This window comes from Rhodococcus sp. 06-156-4, assembly GCF_002259345.1.
Lineage (GTDB): Bacteria > Actinomycetota > Actinomycetes > Mycobacteriales > Mycobacteriaceae > Rhodococcoides > Rhodococcoides fascians_E.
This window is the reverse complement of the sequence record NZ_NPGB01000038.1, coordinates 49,107-67,148: the sequence shown is the minus strand read 5'-3', so window position 1 is coordinate 67,148 and position 18,042 is coordinate 49,107. Positions and strand designations below refer to the sequence as shown.

General features: G+C 62.0%; 19 protein-coding genes. 12 read left to right on the top strand and 7 right to left on the bottom strand.

The annotated features are described in order from the left end of the window. The first annotated feature begins 18 nt into the window (after positions 1–18). From mce to CH290_RS28180, 11 genes are all read left to right on the top strand, one after another. The gene (gene mce, locus CH290_RS28225; protein WP_015586177.1) at positions 19–453 is read left to right on the top strand and encodes a methylmalonyl-CoA epimerase; all 435 of its coding nucleotides are present in this window, start codon (positions 19–21) and stop codon (positions 451–453) included. A 208-nt stretch (positions 454–661) separates the two neighbouring features. Next, a complete protein-coding gene (locus CH290_RS28220; protein ID WP_032364816.1) occupies positions 662–1,861 on the top strand; it encodes a hypothetical protein in 1,200 nt (399 codons plus the stop codon). Next, the gene (locus CH290_RS30460; protein ID WP_155290193.1) at positions 1,858–2,010 is read left to right on the top strand and encodes a hypothetical protein; all 153 of its coding nucleotides are present in this window, start codon (positions 1,858–1,860) and stop codon (positions 2,008–2,010) included. Before CH290_RS28220 ends, CH290_RS30460 begins: the two co-directional genes overlap by 4 nt. Before the next feature lie 390 nt (positions 2,011–2,400). Continuing rightward, positions 2,401–3,237, top strand: a complete 837-nt coding sequence (imuA', locus tag CH290_RS28210; protein ID WP_052049293.1) for a DnaE2-dependent mutagenesis accessory factor ImuA' — start codon at positions 2,401–2,403, stop codon at positions 3,235–3,237. 406 nt (positions 3,238–3,643) lie between these two features. Beyond that, positions 3,644–3,973, top strand: a complete 330-nt coding sequence (locus CH290_RS30585; RefSeq protein WP_212555970.1) for a hypothetical protein — start codon at positions 3,644–3,646, stop codon at positions 3,971–3,973. Continuing rightward, on the top strand, positions 3,970–4,299 hold the full coding sequence (locus CH290_RS30580; protein WP_032364819.1) for a transcriptional regulator: 330 nt from the start codon (positions 3,970–3,972) through the stop codon (positions 4,297–4,299). The genes CH290_RS30585 and CH290_RS30580 overlap by 4 nt, the downstream gene beginning before the upstream one ends. Continuing rightward, positions 4,296–4,607 carry a hypothetical protein gene (locus tag CH290_RS28200; RefSeq protein ID WP_141214632.1) on the top strand — a complete coding sequence of 104 codons (312 nt, stop codon included), beginning with the start codon at positions 4,296–4,298 and terminating at the stop codon, positions 4,605–4,607. The genes CH290_RS30580 and CH290_RS28200 overlap by 4 nt, the downstream gene beginning before the upstream one ends. 378 nt (positions 4,608–4,985) lie before the next feature. After that, entirely contained in the window at positions 4,986–5,645 is a 660-nt protein-coding gene (locus CH290_RS28195; RefSeq protein ID WP_141215920.1) for a sporulation delaying protein family toxin, read from the top strand. Between the two features lie 116 nt (positions 5,646–5,761). Continuing rightward, positions 5,762–6,421, top strand: a complete 660-nt coding sequence (locus tag CH290_RS28190) for an SdpA family antimicrobial peptide system protein (protein WP_052049294.1) — start codon at positions 5,762–5,764, stop codon at positions 6,419–6,421. Next, positions 6,418–7,458, top strand: coding sequence for a sporulation-delaying protein SdpB family protein (locus CH290_RS28185; protein WP_141214631.1), 1,041 nt, complete (start codon positions 6,418–6,420; stop codon positions 7,456–7,458). Before CH290_RS28190 ends, CH290_RS28185 begins: the two co-directional genes overlap by 4 nt. Next, positions 7,455–8,528 carry a GAF domain-containing protein gene (locus CH290_RS28180; RefSeq protein ID WP_032364822.1) on the top strand — a complete coding sequence of 358 codons (1,074 nt, stop codon included), beginning with the start codon at positions 7,455–7,457 and terminating at the stop codon, positions 8,526–8,528. Before CH290_RS28185 ends, CH290_RS28180 begins: the two co-directional genes overlap by 4 nt. A gap of 516 nt (positions 8,529–9,044) precedes the next feature. Here CH290_RS28180 and CH290_RS28175 read toward each other — a convergent pair. The 7 genes from CH290_RS28175 to CH290_RS28145 form a co-directional block, all read right to left on the bottom strand. Continuing rightward, entirely contained in the window at positions 9,045–10,949 is a 1,905-nt protein-coding gene (locus tag CH290_RS28175) for a hypothetical protein (RefSeq protein WP_094617243.1), read from the bottom strand. 757 nt (positions 10,950–11,706) lie between these two features. Beyond that, positions 11,707–12,441, bottom strand: coding sequence for a type 1 glutamine amidotransferase domain-containing protein (locus CH290_RS28170; protein ID WP_052049296.1), 735 nt, complete (start codon positions 12,439–12,441; stop codon positions 11,707–11,709). Next, on the bottom strand, positions 12,438–13,445 hold the full coding sequence (locus CH290_RS28165) for a cupin domain-containing protein (protein WP_052049297.1): 1,008 nt from the start codon (positions 13,443–13,445) through the stop codon (positions 12,438–12,440). Before CH290_RS28165 ends, CH290_RS28170 begins: the two co-directional genes overlap by 4 nt. Further along, on the bottom strand, positions 13,442–14,920 hold the full coding sequence (locus CH290_RS28160) for a pyridoxal phosphate-dependent decarboxylase family protein (RefSeq protein ID WP_052049298.1): 1,479 nt from the start codon (positions 14,918–14,920) through the stop codon (positions 13,442–13,444). Before CH290_RS28160 ends, CH290_RS28165 begins: the two co-directional genes overlap by 4 nt. Beyond that, entirely contained in the window at positions 14,917–15,228 is a 312-nt protein-coding gene (locus tag CH290_RS28155) for a hypothetical protein (protein ID WP_032364824.1), read from the bottom strand. The genes CH290_RS28160 and CH290_RS28155 overlap by 4 nt, the downstream gene beginning before the upstream one ends. Before the next feature lie 22 nt (positions 15,229–15,250). Beyond that, a complete protein-coding gene (locus tag CH290_RS28150; RefSeq protein WP_052049299.1) occupies positions 15,251–16,087 on the bottom strand; it encodes a 3-methyl-L-tyrosine peroxygenase-related protein in 837 nt (278 codons plus the stop codon). After that, on the bottom strand, positions 16,038–17,030 hold the full coding sequence (locus CH290_RS28145; RefSeq protein WP_230591638.1) for a DMT family transporter: 993 nt from the start codon (positions 17,028–17,030) through the stop codon (positions 16,038–16,040). The genes CH290_RS28150 and CH290_RS28145 overlap by 50 nt, the downstream gene beginning before the upstream one ends. Before the next feature lie 74 nt (positions 17,031–17,104). Here CH290_RS28145 and CH290_RS28140 point away from each other — a divergent pair, with 74 nt between their 5' ends. Further along, complete coding sequence (locus tag CH290_RS28140; protein ID WP_032364825.1) at positions 17,105–17,980, top strand: LysR family transcriptional regulator; 876 nt, start codon at positions 17,105–17,107, stop codon at positions 17,978–17,980. Positions 17,981–18,042: the final 62 nt, after the last annotated feature.

Sequence of the window (18,042 nt, the reverse complement as noted above, 5' to 3'; positions counted from 1 at the left end):
ATGCGGTGGACTGTAGGCATGCTGACTCGAATTGACCATATCGGGATTGTTTGTTTCGACCTCGACAAAACCGTCGAATTCTACAGTGCCACCTATGGATTCGAGGTTACTCACCTGGAATCGAACGAGGAGGAGGGTATCCGTGAAGCGATGTTGAAGATCAACGAGACCCCGGACGGTTACGCCTCGTACCTCCAGCTGCTGGGCTCGACCCGGGACGACTCAGTAGTAGGCAAGTGGCTGGCCAAGAACGGAGAAGGCGTCCACCACATCGCATTCGGCACGAACGACGTGAGTGGCGAAACAGAAGCCATACGGAGTAAGGGCGTCCGGGCACTCTACGACGAGCCGAGACAAGGTTCAATGGGGTCCCGAATCAACTTCCTGCACCCAAAGGATTGCCACGGGGTCTTGACTGAACTCGTCACCGCCGCAACACCAGACTCCGAATGACAACTGCCAGTTAATGTTGCGATGGTCCATATCGTCAGAGTGTTGATGCGGATTTGTGCCATGGAGTGGTAGACGAGGGGGCGGGATGGGAAAATTGGCGCGGCGTTCGGATAGAAGAGGGCAGAAGCCTCGGAATGCGAAGGGCACTCGGGTTCGCCGTGATGGATTCGACGGTGAGTTCGTTCCAGGGCAACAATTTTCGGTCGACATGCGTATCCGCCGGCAGGCCGCCGAGGTCCTGGAAGCAAAGGTCACCGCGGCGCGGTGGCCCCTTGTGCTCGAGGCCATCGAGGCCGCAGCCTGGCCGGTGGAGACCTACCTGGGAAAATTCCTTAAGGGCGGCTACGACGTCATCCGGTTTCGGTCCGACCCGACCGACGTGGGCGAGATGCTCCACAGGTTGTCCCGGATGACGAAGCTGCCGGTCGAAGTTGTCGCGCGGGAGCCCCACAAGCACTTGCCCTTCTGGCTCGATGACGAACCGGAATCGCACGATGTCGGCCTGCAGCCCTTCCGTTGGTTCCAGATGCTCTACTACAGCCACTTCCTTCTGCGCGCGTCGACGGCGGACCGGTATGCCTACTATGCGACGCCGGAGATGACTGCGTTGATCGAGGCCGGCCAGAGTGCCGATCGAGACCATGATGTTGCTGTGACCGTGGCAGATCTTCCCTCGAGCAGAGGAGTTCTCTATCTCGCTCCAGCGGATGGAGTGCCCGACCACGGGCGGGTCCTGGTGTGGAACGAGACAGGTCGCGACAGTGGAAGTGGAACCGATGTTCTCCTGATGGCCATGCTTACCGTTCCTGCTTTGCGGTGGTGGTTGGCGCGGGCCGACGGGGCAATTCCTACTGACGGAAACCGGTTGTACCGCGTCGTCAACGACTACCTACCGGTGTTTCCTTTCGCCGAGGTCCAGCTCAGCCCAGCCGAATCCGATGCTGCGCCCAGTGCACCGAACCGATCAGGAGGCGCGGGTTTCACGGACGTCGGTCCCGACGAACCTGCGCATTCCGTGACCGCCATGAATGACCTGGATTACGTTGCGCGAACGTTCTTCTCGATGGTGAACATGCTGCGAGGCAACAAGTTCGTGGAGTCCACCCGCCAGCAGTCGGCGCGCATGCGAGACAACGACGGCGTAGTCAAGCGGATGCGTGAGGTGACGTATTTGTCGTACCGGCAGCCGCGGCCTGCATCCAGTGCTTCATCGTCGGAAGGATCTGGCAAGCTCTCGCACCGCCACGTCGTTCGGGGGCATTGGCGTCGGCATTGGTATCCATCGCAGAAGCGTCATCTACCCATGTGGATCGATGAGCATTTGCAGGGGCCCGCGGATGCCCCGATTGTCGTCAAGAGCAAGGTGACTGTGGTGCGCCCGCCTGCGGAGAATGAGAGTGTTGAATGACCAACGACCGTAGTTTCGATCCGGACGCCGATCACGGCCAGGCGGGCTGGGTGACTCTGCCCAGTGGACAGCGTGCTTACCGCTACCACGGCTCGGACGACCTGATCTACGACGCAGCAACCGCCCCCGAGGCCGACGCGTCGAACTAGACGTAGATCGGAACCCCGCGGCGCAGGCTCGAGAAGACCGATGCACCGTCATGCCGGAAAGAACGACGCAGCTCGTCCAGTCATTCACATGAATGACTGTTGCCTGGGAACCACAAAGCAGCGCTGTGCGTCCAACACAGCATGGACGACGACGAGTGCGCAGCCATCCGTGACGAGGGGCGCGACCCCAGCGACCCGGCCGTCGTAAGCGCCCTCGACCAGGTGAAACGAACGCTTCACCTATACCGGCATCTCGCCTGGACCTTCACGGCAGACGACCTCGACACTCACACCCTCCACCGCTGAACGCGCCCACCTGCACGTTCGACAATCGAACATGCGTTCGATACGGTGTGGTGGTTCCTACCGGCGCGCGAAAGGTCGATCCACATGGCCACCGTCGACGCAATCGGGGACCTCACCGGCTTGGGCAAGGCCGAACAGCTCGCCGCGCTCCGACGCAGCATGGCCGCGATCCCCGGACGACGTGTCCACGCACCCATCGAGCCCGTCGACGCATCCCTGTTCGCCCCATCTCAGCCAACGGCCCCGCCCGCCGACGAACAGACCCTCAGCGGCCCTGTGCGTTCACAGACCCTGCGCACCATCCCCGTGCCCACGCCACTGTCGGAACTCCTCCCACGCGGTGCGCTGGCCCGCGGAACGGCCATCTCGATTACCGGTGCCGGATCGATCCTCGTCGGTCTCGTCGCTACAGCCAGCGCGGCCGGCCACCACGTCGCATTGATCGGGCAGTCGAAGTTCGGACTCCTCGCCGTCCACGAGCAGGGCGGCGACCTGTCGAAAATCCACCTGATCGACCCAGGCCAAGCAGACCCCCTCGACGCTGCGAGCATCTGTATCGAGGGCCTCGATCTGGTCGTGACGACCGTGCACGGACGCGATGTTCCGCCAACCCGGGCGCGTGCCCTGTTGGCCCGAAACCGTACGCACGCAGGAATTCTCGCGATCACGAACGGACGCATGCCCGGTCTCGACCTGGCAATCTCCTCGCGGCCTGTCGCGTACGGCGGAATCGAGCAGGGCAGGGGCCGTATCCGGTCGATCACCCTCGAGACCACCGTGCACGGGCGCGGTATCGCCGAGCGCACCGGCCGCTACACCCTCACCGCGCCCACGTTCGGCGAACAGGGCCTGCGGTGGACCCCGACCAGCGTCGACGCGGCCGTCCTGCACCGGCCACACGGTCTGGCGGTCGCGCAGTGAGCCCCGAGATGTACGAGAACTGGCCCGTCACTTTCGATCCGCCCACACGCCTCGTTGTCGATCCCCCTCAGAGAGTCTTGGTCAGCGTCGCGCTCACCGTGGCTGGCTCGTCTGGAGGATCCTTCCGTGACGGGGTGCCGCTCAAAGTCCGGTCCGAAGTTCTCTAGCCAGTGAAGTGTTGTTGCAATCAGTTGATTGATTTCTGGTCGCCGCTGTCCCCTGAGGATTACTACTTTACGAATCTTAAAGTAGCGGTTAGGCTCGTGGGAGATCAGCTAGGGAGGCAAAAATGTCCGAGCAATTCGACTCAGCGCGAGCGCTGTTCGAGTCCGAGCAGGCTTCACGCCGAATCGGCAGCCATCACCGCAGTGCCTCATCCCGTGGGCGTTCACTTACGCTCTCGTCGGTGGCAGTGGTGGTCGCGGCGGCTGGTTATGCAGTAATGGGGTTCGTCGAGCCTGGCTGGGTCTGGTTGCCCGCCGCTGTAGCGATTCTGGCGATATGCGCGATTCTGTTGATAGGCAAGTCGATTGGTGTCCCATTGCCACCGGGACGGGACTCCTCCGGGTCGACCACCGTCGGAACGGTGTTGATCGGCGTCGCCACGATCGCTCTTTGTATAGCGCCCCATGGCTTGATACTGGCGGTCGCATCCGGTGCGTTGGTACTGGCCGGCGCAGGTATCGTCGCCGTCGTCCCGGTGTTGGTGTCGGTGCGCGGAGTGCGAACGTCGTGACGGTCGATCATCCACGGCACCAACTCGATCGAGCACTGACCCAGCCGATTCGACTGTCGATTCTGGCGGCTGCGTCGAGGGAAGGTGTGGCTGCGGTGGAGTTCAAGATCCTCGCATCGGCACTTCAGATCAGTGATTCTCTACTTTCTCAACATGTGTCAGCTCTCGAAGCGGCCGGGTACGTTGCGGTAGAGAAGGGTCGAACCGCTCGGTACTCGCGCACATGGATACGGGCCACCGACCGCGGACGTACCGCGCTCGGTGAACACATGCAAGCCCTGCAGGACATCATCAAGTTCGTACCGGAAGGTGAGCAACCCACATGACTTCTCCCGTCGACACCATTACTGCAACTGTCTCTGTGAAGCCAGCGTGGGTGAATACGTGGTTTCACGCGTTGTTCACCAAACCTGGCCTCGAAGTCGATGGGCGCGGCCACGAATTGAACTGGGGCACCAACGACGTCGAGATCCCGTCTACCGCCAACCGAATCGGCGTCTACTTTCACTACCGAGGTCGGCCCGCGCAGCGCCTCGCATTGAGCGAAAAGCTACTCGACCATCGAATCGGTAGTCGCATCACTGCACGCCTGGGAGTGCGAAACTCTGCACAGTTCAACATCATCGAGCCGTAGAAATCCCAATAGCGAGGTTTCACGTCAGTCGTCCCATTCGGATCGTTTGTCTCGTTAATTAGTCCTTCGTAAAGGTTTACACCCGCCTGTCTCGTCGTTAGTATCAGCTTGTTCGGTTTGTTTTGTTCGCCGACGGACTGTCCATCGGCGAACCGGCCAGGCGACCCGCATGTGCCGTTGCTGCGTAGGCATGGTGGGGAAATCGGTGCGCGATAGCAGTTGCGTGGAGCTGCGTAGTCGGCACGGTCTGGGGTGGTCCACGCGGTCATCGGCGTGGCAAATCGAGCGCTCGAGTCGGCGAACCCGTCGATCGAAGCCGCCTCGGCGTCGCCCGCCGGTATAGGGGTCTCGTCGAAACACACCCTTCGAGGATGAATTGTGTTCCCACGTAAAGTTAAAGTCGCCGCCGCTATTGCCGCCCCGCTGGTGGTCCTGAGTCTCGGGGCAGTAGGGACTGCTCAGGCCTTGACCGTTCACGACGCGCCGGTGCAGGCCGCATCGGCGACCGGTCCGAAGCAGGATAAATACACCGACCAGGACGTGGTGGGGCTACTCGCGCTCGCCAGCGGCCGTGCGGCGCAGGACCATCCGGACGTCGCCGCCAAATTCAAGGTCGAAGGAGCACCTACCGCCACTGACGAACAGATCGGCCAACTCACCGATGCCCTGGTCTCTGTCGATCCGAACTTCCACTCCTCGGTGACCCACGCCGTTCAGGCGAACGATCCCTACCAGGCTCAGAAGGGTATCGACACCATCTCGGCTGATCTGAAGACGTTGGCCGCGCAAAGTGGCGCGAGTGAGTCCGGCGGAGATGTCCATACCGACGGATTTTTCTACCACGACTCCAACATCGCTGTAGAGATCAATGTGGCCGGCGTCCTCAACGCAGTCGGGTACGCCAACGTCGCAGCTGCGACCGAAGTAGGGGTCGTGCTCTACGTCGTCCCCGATGCGATCTCCTACGGCTTCGACCTGAATCGAAAGGGCGACTTCGAGCGAACCGAGACTGCTGCGTTGGTGACCTCAGCGCTCTGAGACCCGTCAACGCTTTCGCCCCTGGGTGCGTTGCCTCGATCCCGCTTCGATCCGTGCACCGCACCCAGGGGTGGTCGACCCATCCGATCAGCCACGTCCGAGCATGAGAGCCCGCCATGACAGACGTTCGACCCGAGCTGCACCAGATCGACGAGGCAACAGCGAGCACAATCGAGGCCGGTCGCGGCGAGTACTCGACTTCTATTGGGGCGCAACGTCGGCCACCGAAGGTGCTGATTGTTCTGCTCTTCGTGGTCGCCGCGGCAGTAGTAGTCGGCGGTTTCGCCTTCGCCATAGTCTTCACACTGCCCAGCAACGTCTTGTTCACACGCGACGGCGATCACCCCGTCCGGACGGCGTTCAACGCATTGGATCCACAGGACTGGGCATTCTTCACCCGCGATCCGGAAGGAACCCAGGTCGGTGCCTACACCGTCGACAGTGCCGATGCTGTCTACAGCCTGATGAAGACCCCACAGGGAGCGGTGACCAACCTCTACGGGCTATCGCGCACCCAACGGGCGCAAGGCCCCGAACTCGGGTTCCTCAACGCCGCCGTCCGAACCTGGTTGCCCTGCGACGACCCAACGGCCACATGCATTGTCACCGCTGCCGAGTCTGTTCCGGACGAGGTGACGAGCAACTCACCGATACCGACCGTCTGTGGAGACGTCGTCCTGACCGAAGAGCACACCACACCCTGGAGCTTCCGACGTCTCACGGACGAATATCGGAAAGTCACCGCAACCGCGCACCTGAATGTGCAGTGCTCATGATGACCACCGCTCGGCTCGAGACCGCAGGCACCATCAACGACACAGTGGAGTACGTCTACCGAAAAGTCTCCGAGCACGATCCTCGCAACAGGTGGTTCGGGACCGGCCGCACCGTCCTGGCGCTAGCTCAGCTGTCGATCCTGCTCTTCACCACCCCAGCTGCGTTGATGGTGCCGGTGATCGGACAGAACGATGCTCCGCATTGCGCCGGAGTGCAGAGCGCATCTCTGTACTGCCTCGGACACGACGCCATCCCACTGGAGTGGCGACACTGGGGCATGGCCGCAATCCTGCTGCTGGTGGCCACAGGGTGGCGTCCCCGAGTGACCGCACTCCCACATGCCTGGGTCGCCTACTCGATCGCCGGCAGCATCGCACTGCCCGACGGTGGCGAATCGGTCGTGCGCATCGTCTGCATCCTGATCGTCCCCCTTGCCCTCCTCGACGACAGAGGCTGGCATTGGCAACACCCCACCACCGAACCCAACCGGTGGATTCAACCCCTCTCGTACGCATGCCTGCTCGCGCTGCGACTGCAGCTGGCCTTCATCTACTTCGACAGTGCGATCAGCAAGTTCGGTGTCTCGGACTGGGTCAACGGGACCGCCGAGTACTATTTCCTGCGCGACAACGCATTCGGAGCAAGCTACCCACTCGAACCGATGCTGATCTGGACCTCGAACATACCGGCATTGGTGATCTCGATGACCTGGGGAGCACTGGTCATCGAACTGCTGATCGGAATCCTGTTTCTAGGCACGAGACGATGGCGCAAAGTGGGCCTGACACTCGACATCGTGCTACACGTCGGGATCATCGCGACCATGGGACTGTGGAGCTTCTCCACGATCATGATCGGATCCGCGATCATCGCCGCGATGCCCACCCGCCGGCGCACCACATTCTCGACGGACGGCACACGATCAACCCTCGACGTGAGCGAGCTCGATCGCGACCGAAGCCGCCGCCCCGATGTCACAGACCCCATCACCGCTACAGCGGGCCCTCCCGAAGCCATCGGGTCGGACGAGCGATGACGACCCAATCCACTCACCACGCCAGCCGCGACACGCGCCATCAGTGGCTGTTGATCGACACCCTCGGACCGCACGAACACACCGTGGTGGGAGTGGGCGACACCTCACGCCGGGCAACTCCACTACAGAAGTTTCTCCGCGGTTCCCACCGCACCGCGGCACTCGATGCGGTCCGCTCGGCATCCGATACGGGACGACGTCACGACGTCACGGCCGGCCGCAAGAGGGTGACCGCCGAGCCGATCCTCGATCACCGCGGTCGTACACGAGCTGTGTGGCTGCTCATTTCACCTGTCGAGGAGGCATCTGCAGCTCCGCCGTCCGCTCACGCCTTCGAATGGAATCTCACGCGAGGAACCGCAATCACGATGGCAGCGCCCCACCACGGCCGACAGCGTACTGTTGCCGACGCCATCGAGCCACATGATCTCGGCGTCGACGCCGCCCCAGCTCTGGGACACCTCGTGGCCGCACACGCCGACACAGCAGTGCAACTGACCACAGTGAAGGCCACTGCAGACCATGCGCAGCGCCGAGTGAACGTGACCGGTCGCATTCGCCTCGACCGCGCGACAGGAGACCGTGTGTTCCACGGCCTCTCGCACGACCTCGGACCCTCCCCGCTGCCACCCCAGAGCGCCGCTACTCACTTGTCGGACCTCATCGTTCACTCGCTCTTACGTCCCCAAGAACACCTTGCGATCGTCGATCCCGCCACGCTGATGTTGCTGGTTTGGCACACCGCACCGCCGCCCGGACTGGCGTGGAGAAGCATCGCCACTAAAGCGCGGCCCGTCATACACCCCGAAGACCTGCCGTGCGCACGACTTCTGGCGACAGCCGTACAACAACCTGCGGCCACTGCTCGAACGCCAGAGACAATTCGGTTGCTCCACGAAACCGGCCACTACGAGAAGTACGAAATCAGAGCTGCCCCATTGCCTCTGGGTGCGAAAGCGCGCGCAGCATTGGTCACCGTACGCAGAGTGGGTGAGGTCGGAGCCGGTAGCTCCGCAGATGTCGTGTTATACGACAACACCTTTCCGACCGCGGCATACTGTTCGCCGTGACCTTGAACGACGTCGATGAGGTTCTCTCAGGCCGTCGGCCACGGCGGTATCGAGCAGGGAGGGGCCGTATCTGGTCGATTACCATCGAAACCACCGTTCACGGACGCGGCATCACACAGCGCACCCACGTTTCGGCGAGCAGATTACTGCGCTGCAGGCCCGCCGGCGCGGACATGTCTGTCGCCCACCGGCCGCACAGGCGAGCGGTCGTGCATTTGACCAGCGAACTGTGAGAGAACTGGCCCGTGACCTTCGAGCCACTTAGCTCTATTCGACCCGCTTCAGCAACAGCGACGGACAGGCGAGAGATCGGAAGGTCTCGCGATGGACGTCAAGGCCCCTGGGCTTCTTCACGCATGGGCGAAAACTGGACGGGGACAGTGGATTTGCTGCCTAAGTTTCAAAATTCCGATCGGCAACGGCAAGGGGTACCTTCAGCTCGATCACCAATGGTGCCCCGCCGACGCCGCCCAGCCCGTCGAGTAGCTACCGGAGCGGGGTGTTCGGGCTGGCCGATCAGTCTTGTTCTGTAATCGGTGTTTTCCGATGGGCAAGTGCGTTACTCATCAACGCATCCATCCATTCCCGTGTCATGTCCAAGCCTGAGTGGTTTTCCAGCAGTTCAGCTGCGGTAGCCGCCACCTTCTGTGAGAAGAGAGCCAGAATGCTGATTGACTCGTGCGCCACCAGAGTCGTCACCACATTCAGTGCGTCACCACGCGCTCGCTGCAAGGCGTACGGCTCGTCCGCGTCGAGCTGCAAGTCCTTCAGGAGCTCTCTAGCGCCTTCCCAATTAGGCTTTTTGTGGGCGTGCGCGTACGCGCCCAACACTCGATTCCAAGCCGACAGTCGACCCCACCCGGCGGCCTCTATCCACCGCTGAGGCTTGTTGTGCACGGATTCTTCAAGGCGCTCCGCTTTCGCCGGTTTCGTCCGGTGGACCCTGGATCGAGCGATTTGCTCTAGCGTGCATCGAAGCGAAGCCATCGCCCGGTCGTCGTCTTCCAACCACAACCAGTATGCGGACCGCAACGTCGACGACACCAGAGCCAGGGGAGTCGATGCTGCTGGTATCAGAGGACCGTTGCGTGTCCACAGAGCAGCAAGAGCCGCCAACTCGGCAACCACGATGTAGTTCGTCCCGCGCGAGGCCACCGAGTCAATGTTGAAATCGTCGCCTAGTTCGTCTCGCTCGGCGGCGAGGGCTCGTAGCGCAAACGATGCACTCGCCTGGCGATGAGCGCCGAAGGCTAACGTCGCAAGCTCGTCGTCCCGATACAAGCGACCTGCGGGCCGATGATTCCAGGCCAGCGACTCGTACGTGGATCGTTGATCGTCTAGGTAGCGAACAAACACCGGCAAGAGGCCTTCATCGGGCGACAATGGCATGACGGTAGGCAATCTCGGCAGTACGAACGATGACGAATACGGGAGGGCATCGTCTGGTGGTTCTTCACCCGCGACGTCAGCCGAAGGCCGTACGGCAAGGTTGGTACTTGCTATCAACGTCACGGCGTCCTCGGGATCGCCCTGCCGATACAGGCCAGCAGCCGTCATGTATTGAATCTGGGTAAGGCTCAAGCTCAACGCATCCGCTATGCAGTCCACCGCGCCGTATACGACACTTGGTACATCGAATCTGCTCAGGAGCGCGGCCGACTCCCACCACATGGCTTCCTCGAAGAGTCGCGCATGCATTATTTCGCTGAGAACGCCGTAGACGACGGCTGGGCATACTTCACGTCCGTTCGCCAGGACGACGTGCTTATGAGGCGCGGTTGGCTCCTCTGTGCTTGCGGAGCTGTCGTCGCCCTCGATATCTTGCGCAGTAGTCGGGTCTGCGTCGCCCTCGATGTTGGATGATTCCGGCGGTGCGCCAGGATTTGGCATGCGCTCGGCGTATGCGGTCCACGCACGCGCAATGAAGTCCTCCACTTTTTCAGACGGATGTTGCTCGACTCCGACGACAGGTGCCATGACCGCAGTCCATCGTTCGAGTTGTTGTCGGGCGATCGTGGCAGCGGCCACCACTTGTCCTGCGAGAAGCAGTCGGGTGGCCGCGACGCAGCTGTCCACTCCCCAGCCGAGGTCGTGAGGCCATTTGCCATAATAGGCTGACGGTGCGCGATCCAAAGTAAGGTTCAGCTTGCGATGCGCGATATCCAGTATTGCTATCGGTGCCAGAAAAAGGATTGCTTCGAATCGGAATCCATCCGGCAGCTTCTCCGTGTTCTTCATCCTGACGTTGTGGCGCGCAATCAGAGTCTCGGCCAATCGATCGGGTCCAGATCCGCACATGCGCTCGTAATCGCGCACGTTGGTGCCGACTCGCCGTCCACGGTCATCTTTGCGCTTCGCTTTGCGTTCTGCGCTGCTCAGATGGTCCATATCGCCAGGCGACGGAATGCTTGCTCTGTCCATTCGTGCAGCCTACGAGGTCGAGCAATGCTAGGTCGCCGAATGCAGTCAGCCAGCTGTAGAGTGGTCCCAGCATGCACGACGCCTCCGGGGTGATTGAGGCGAGGTCTTGAATCGTTTTGGCCGGTGATCCGGGAAGTGCTATCGCAGGTATCGAAGCGGTCAATTCCGTAAGGTCTGCCGGGCAGCGGCGCGGCAGAATTGATGCGACAATAGGACTACTTAAAGTATCTGCCTTCTACTCTTCGCAGAGTTCGTTATCATCGTTTGGAGGAATGGGTTGCTCAAGCGAAAAGGTGAATTACCTGCTATAATTGGTGGATGCCGGAAAAGCATCGGTAAATCTATTGAATGGAGGACCTATTTGAATCGTGATAGATAAATTATACACCTTAGCGGCGATCATTGTTGCCGTGACAGAAGTAATTAAGGCAACAACGGGATTGGTTGTAGCAGCGTCTACATTGATCCCTTCGATATTAATGTTGATTTGCATTATTTCGGCGCTTTAATCGATGGAAAGACCCGTCACTCGACCTAGGGTGGCGGGTTTTCTGTATCTGTAATGTCAGTTGTCATGGTCGTGTTTTCGTTTCGGTCGGTCAGTGGTTAAGAATGCTGGTCGTGGCGACTTCGGCCAAGACGTCAATCAGGTGCTGACAGACAGAATAGGCCTATAAAATTCTAAATCCCACGCACGTTACAGCGTTCCGAGCAGTTCCATCCAGGGACAAAGCCGAGAGGTCAACCGGCCGGTGAACTAGCGAGTTCCTGAACGGGTAGTCGAACTGGAGTAGTTTGCGATCCGTTGGGTCAGCTGTTCTGCGACCGCCTCGGTGGAGGCGGGGTTCTGTCCGGTGATGAGGGTGTCGGTGATTTCGATGTGCTGCTGCCACGGGTGTCCTGCGGTGTACGTGCCGCCCCGGCGCCGGATTTCCTGCTCGACGGTGAAGGGGAGCGTGCCGAGCAGTCCTACATCGGCTTCCTCTTGGTCCGAGAAACTCGTCATCGTCAGGGCTGCATACGGCCACGTTGCTCCGGATGCGGTGTCGGCAAGCAACGCCGCAGTTCCATGGCAGACCGTCGCGATCGGGGTCCCCTCCCGTCGGAGCGCGCGGAGAAACTCTCCAACGTGAGAGTTCTTGTGCAGGTCCACCACTGGCCCGTAGCCGCCGGGCACAAAGATCCCGTCGACGGTAGAGGGGTCAACCGTTTCGAGCGCGGCCGGCGCGCGCAAATTCTCGCTCAGACCGGATAGGTACGTTCTGTACCCGTCAGGGTCTGGGCTGTGAGGGGCGTGCATGCTGTCGGGTTCGACGTGCGCAGCGCCGCCGCCGGGTGTCGCGATGATCGTCCGTATGTTTGCGGCCGTGAAGATTCGATGGGCTGTGATGAACTCTTCGGCCCAGAAGCCGCATGGTCGAGTGGAGCCGTCATTGAGCGTCAGGATGTGGGCTTCGGACAGCAGGATCGTGATGGTCGACGTTGGTGTCACCGTTGTGCGTCTTTCTCTTCGCGGTAGAGACCGAGGGCGGTCATCGCGGGCGCGTCGTTGAACTCGAACAGCACGGCTGGAATGTCGGTGTCGTTGACGTAGCTGACAGTCGACCACGATGGAACGGCGATGCTGTCTCCTTCGCTGCACCGGAACGGCTTTCCGTCGACGTGGATGGTGGACAACCCTTGTGCCCCGATCAAGACGGCGGAAGCGGTGCGCCGCATCGGTTGTGTTCGGATCCCTGCAGGTAGGAGTGTGAATGCAGCATCGATGACCGGTGTGACAGGGTCGTGGGTTCCTTCTGCGTGCAGGGTGTGTCGGTATGCGTGGTGCGGGTCGGCCTCGTGGGTCCGCTGTTGCTCACCGAGGGCGCGAAGTACGTTGTCCCACTTGTAGAGCAGCGGCTCGCTCAGGTTTCGGTGGTGTCTGTCCTGCGCGAAAATGTGGGGCTCGAGGTGGGTGTTGTCGGTGTGGAGCTCGAACTGTGTCGCGGCGAGGGCGGCGACGAGGGGGTCGTTGGTGCAGTCCTGCCAGATGGCGGGGGAGTCGGTGGGGCTGTCGTTGCCGTGCTCATGCCATTCGCCGGCGGGGGTGATCACCACGTCGCGAGGCTCGAGATACATCTTGGTTCCACCGACGGCCGTCCATGCCCCGTCACCCTCGTGCATGTAGCGCAGGGCCGTCGGCGCGTGCCGATGCGGGGTCATACCTTCACCGCGGTTGATGATCTGCAGCCCCGAATAGAGATATCCGACGGCGGCCTCGCGGGCATGGCCCGGATTGGCGAGGGTCAGTACCCGTAGAGCTGCTCGGTCGCCCTTGACCATGTCGGCTGCCGCGATCGCGAGCGGTCGAAGCTCGGCATAACTCCAGTGCACGGCATGGGAGTCGGGGGCCGGGGCCCACGGCAAGTTCTCGTTGGCCGCGGACCACCGCCCGATGGCGGATATTGCTGCCGCCTTCTCGTGCAGCATGGCCTCGGTGGAAATGGTGGTGGTCACGACGCGGATACCTCCTGTTGGGTGACGGTCACTGAAGCGAGTGGACGGGGTGTGCCGACGACGGCGTCGGCTGCCTCGGTGAGCTCGGCAACCAGTTGGTCGATGTGGTCGGCAGTGGTGTGGATGTTGCCGATGGACACTCGGATGACGTAGTGGCCGTTGAGCTCGGAGTGGGAGAGCAGCGTCCGGTGGGTGCTGTTGACGGTCTCGAGGATCTTCCGCGTCGCCTGTCCGTCGGCAGAGGAGATCCGGAGGCAGAGCAAGGGGAGCGGCGAATCGTTCGCGAGATGCCACCGCGGGTCTGCGGCAAGGGCGTCTCGCAGCCTCGTCGCCAGGGTGAGACTGTGTTCGAGTCGAGTTCGGATGCCTCGTATTCCGAAGGCGCGCAGGGTCCACCACAGTTTCAGAGCTCGGAATTGTCGCCCAAGGTTGAGGGTGTAATTCATGTAGTCGATACCGCCGGTGGTGTCGGTACGCAGGTATTCGGGAACCAGTGTGAAGGCGGCTTCGAGTGCTCCGGGGTGACGGCAGAACAGTGCCCCGCACTCCATAGGGGTGAAGAGCACTTTGTGTGGGTTGGCGACGAGAGAATCGGCGGCCGCGAGTGACGGAAGGACCTGCGCGATGGCCGGGGCTATGCGCCAGAAGCCTCCGTACGCGGCGTCGACGTGCAGCCACACTCGGTGGTCGCGGCACACGGCCGCAATCGCCTCGACCGGGTCGAGAGCACCTGAAGTGGTCGTACCGACGGTGGCGACAACAGCGATCGGTGTGTAACCGTCCGCGACGTCCGATCCAATGCGAGTCGACAGAGCAGCAGGATCGAGTTGGCCGCTAGCGTCGGTGGGTAGGCGTACGACATTGTCGAGCCCGATGCCGAGAGCGATCGCAGCTTTGTCGACCGACGAGTGGGCCTGGTCGGAGGTGTAGATCCGGCCGGGTTTCTGGCCGGATGTTCCGTGATGTCGAACCTCGGGCTGTGCCCGGTGGCGGGCGGCGGCCAACGCGTAGAACGTGCCCAGTGATGCACCGTCGACGAGCAGTGCGTCTGCGGCGGGGTAGTCGAGCAGTTCGGCGAGCCATCTGGTGACGGTGTCTTCGACGGCGGCAGCCGAGGGCGCGCTCTTCCACAACATGACGTTGACGTTCAATGCCGCAGCGGTCATCTCGGCGAGGATGGCCGGTCCGGAGGAACTGTTGCTGAAGTAGGCGTGGAATCGTGGATGGTTCCAGTGCGTCAAATGCGGAACGACGTTGTTCCAGGTGTCGTCGAGTATGTCGGCGAAATCTGTTGCCTCGGATGGCAGCTCGCTGTCGATCGCGTCGGCGACATCGGCCGCATCGGCCGGCGTCGTGACGGGCACGTCGTCGAGCGCGGCGAAGTGTCGACATATTCGATCGAGGGTGTCGGTGCCGAAGGCTTTGAGCTGCTCGGGAGTCCAGTCGCCAGTCGGCTTTGTTGGGTCGGGGGTCATTCGACGTCGACCGGCAGCTCGTGGGCGAAGACGACCTCGCGGGGGCGTTCGCAGTACCGGCGGTAGAAATCTTCGAGTAGTGGCGTCTCCGATTCGATGAGGTGCGTGGCGTGCTCGGCGCTTTCCCAGGGGTAGGTCATCGTTACGCGTTGGGGGTCCGATGCGTGCTGGAAGAAGCGCGCGTGGCCCGCCCACCCCGGGTGGTGGTGTGCGTTGTCGTCGAGGAGTTCGTCCATTTCTTGCAGGACCGAGAGGGCGTTCTCGGCCGCTTCGGCGGTCAGGTGCCAGGTTTCGATGACGGTGATCATGAGAGGGCGAAGCCTTTCTGTTTCAGTTGCTCTGACCGGTGCTGTCGAAGTGCTCTTGCAGCAGTGAATCGCCGCCGGGGACGAATCGTTGGCAGATGAGTTGGTGGGCGCGCCGGTTCTCGGCCTGGCTCTTCCAGAGCCGTCGTGCGGAATCTGCTGCGACGCCGGGAAGTTCAGCCGTCTTGAGTGTTGTACGGACGATCTTGGCGCGGGTGAGCATCACGTCGTGATCCCGGTTGAACACGGCGGAGAACCCGGGTTCGAGCCAGGGCGGTTCCATGGATGGCCGGACGAAGTCACGGTAGATCTCCGGTGAGAAATCGGACGCGTACCGCATGCTCTCGGTCGCCCCGGCGTAGAGAGTCCCTAGTTCGGTGAGTTGGTGGGCGAGAGCGGGCCACTGCTTGTTTGCAAGGCACTCCAGCACTGCCGCGAGCCGGCTGTTCATGGATATGACGAACAGGTGGAACAGGTGGTGGCCCTTCTTCCAGCGTGTGATCGCTTGTCGTGCAGCGTCGTTGGGAGCCTGCGGGGTGCGATCGTCCGTGCTGTGGTCTGCCGGCGCTGCCAGCGGGGAAGGATCTCGTCCCTGTGCGGCCACAGCTGCTGCGGCGGAGGCGTCGCCGACGACTACGGCCAGGGCGTCGAGTAGGCGGAGTCGTGAGTCGTTGTCCAGAGTGGACTGCGGCAGATCTGTGGTGATGGCGGTGACGACGGTCAGTGCGCTGACCGCCCACGCGTGCGGGTCGGCGCTGCGGGAGATCCTGAAGTAGGTGTCGTATTCGGCGCTGCGGGCGACGGGGATGGTGCTATCGGTGGGTAGGACGACTCGATCGATGCTCGTCGGAGATGGGGTCATGAAGGCCTCTTCCGTGGCTTGAAGTGGAGTCAGGGTGGTGGGGGTGTCGGGTTGCGGTCCAGACGGCTCCGACGACGACGGCGGCTCCGGCCAGTTGAATCCAGGTGGGTCGCTCGCTGAGGACAACGAATCCGAACGCGATAGCCAGCACAGGCTGCAGCAGGAGTAAGGCCGCGACGGTATTAGCCGCCAGCGATCGGGATCCCGAACTGATGAACAGCCAGGCGGCAACCTGTCCGAGCAAAGCGAGCGCGATCATCCATCCCCACGCGGCCGCGGAGATGTCGAGATCGAGGTCTCCGAGGCCTGCCGAGACAATGCCGGCAGTGACCGTTGCCGATGCGGTGGCCACACAGATCGGGGTGACCAGATGGCTGGGGCTTCGCTGGGTGGAGCGGCGGTTCAGGAACAGGTAGGCCGCGTACGCGGCACCGGCGGAGATTCCCAGGATGGACCCGCGGAGCGCGTTGTCGGCTCCTGTTCCGCCGATGAGTCCGCCGGCGAGTGCAACGCCGAGCAGCATGCAAGGCACCGCCATGAGGAATCGTCGGGGGATTGCGGTTCGATCGACGACGAGCGCGATCAGCGGCAGCACGACGACCTGGACATTGATAAGGACGGTGGCGATCGAGGCACCGACGTCGAGGATGCTCGCGGTCCACATCACGTAGTCCGCTCCGAGGAAGACTCCGGCACCAATGGCCATGGGATACAACCTCGTCGGCATTGCGCCGCGTCGGTGAAGTTCCCACAGCGCCATCGGAACGAGAGCCGCCAGCGCGATAAGACATCGTAGAAATGCCGCCGTCCCCGAGGTGACATCGGCGAGTTTGACGAAGGTGGCGGACAGCGACAGCGACGCGGCACCGGCGATGACCAGCGCCGCATTCCCGCCCACCCCCCGATCGGCGGCGTCAGCTCTCGGTATCGCGGTTCTGGTCACCTGGTCAAGGCAACCAGTTACAAACCGATAAGTCTACTAGCCAGTTCTACCGCTAAAACAGTAGTATCACTTATATGTTGTCGTGGGATCGGATGAAAGTTTTCGCCGCAGTAGCCGAACAAGGTTCTGTCACTCGAGCTGCAGAATCTTTACACCTCACCGGACCTGGAGTGTCGCAACACATCCGCAAGTTGGAGAAGGAAGCCGGCACCACCCTGGTCGAGAGAGAGGGAAGGTCGATACGGCTGACCCCCGCCGGTCGCGCACTGGCGACACGTGCGGCCGCCATGTCCGCTCTCGCCGAAGCCGCAGAAGACGACCTTGCCTCGATCGATACCGACGTTGCCGGAGCGCTGAGAGTAGGCGCGGTCGCAAGTGCATTACGTCGGCTGGTGGTCCCAGCTCTGGCAGACCTCGCTCGCACGTATCCACTGCTGCGCCCCGAGGTCGTCGACGGAGAAGGAATCGATTTGCTCGACCGCCTCCAGCACCGCACCCTCGATCTCGTCGTCTTCGAGTCCTGGGACCATCGGCCGGCGACGGTCCCCGCAGGTATCGACGTCCACACCCTCCACACCGAGGATGTACACCTCGCGGTACCGATCGAGGATAGCCGTGAGATGGCAACCCTCTCCGGCGAAACGGAATCGATCTGGACGGTATGCCCATCAGGGTCGGATGCGCACTCCGCGCTCGTGCACGCATTGCGCGAAGCTGGAGTCGAACCGACGATCCGCTACGAGGTGTCCGACTATTCGACCCAACTGGCCCTCGTCGAAGCAGGTCTGGCCGTCGCGCTGGTTCCGGACACCGCGCGAGTCCGAACGGCCGGGGTGCGGTATCTGCCGACCGAGCCGGCCGTGACGCGTTCGTTGCGTGCGGCGAGCTCGACCCGAATCCCGGCTGTCGGCGCGCTCCTGAATGCGATGAACGTGATTCTCGCAGGCTGATTCCGCGGCCGACCTGCACCCGTAACGCTCGGTTCTCAGGACTGCTCAAAAGGTAACGGGCA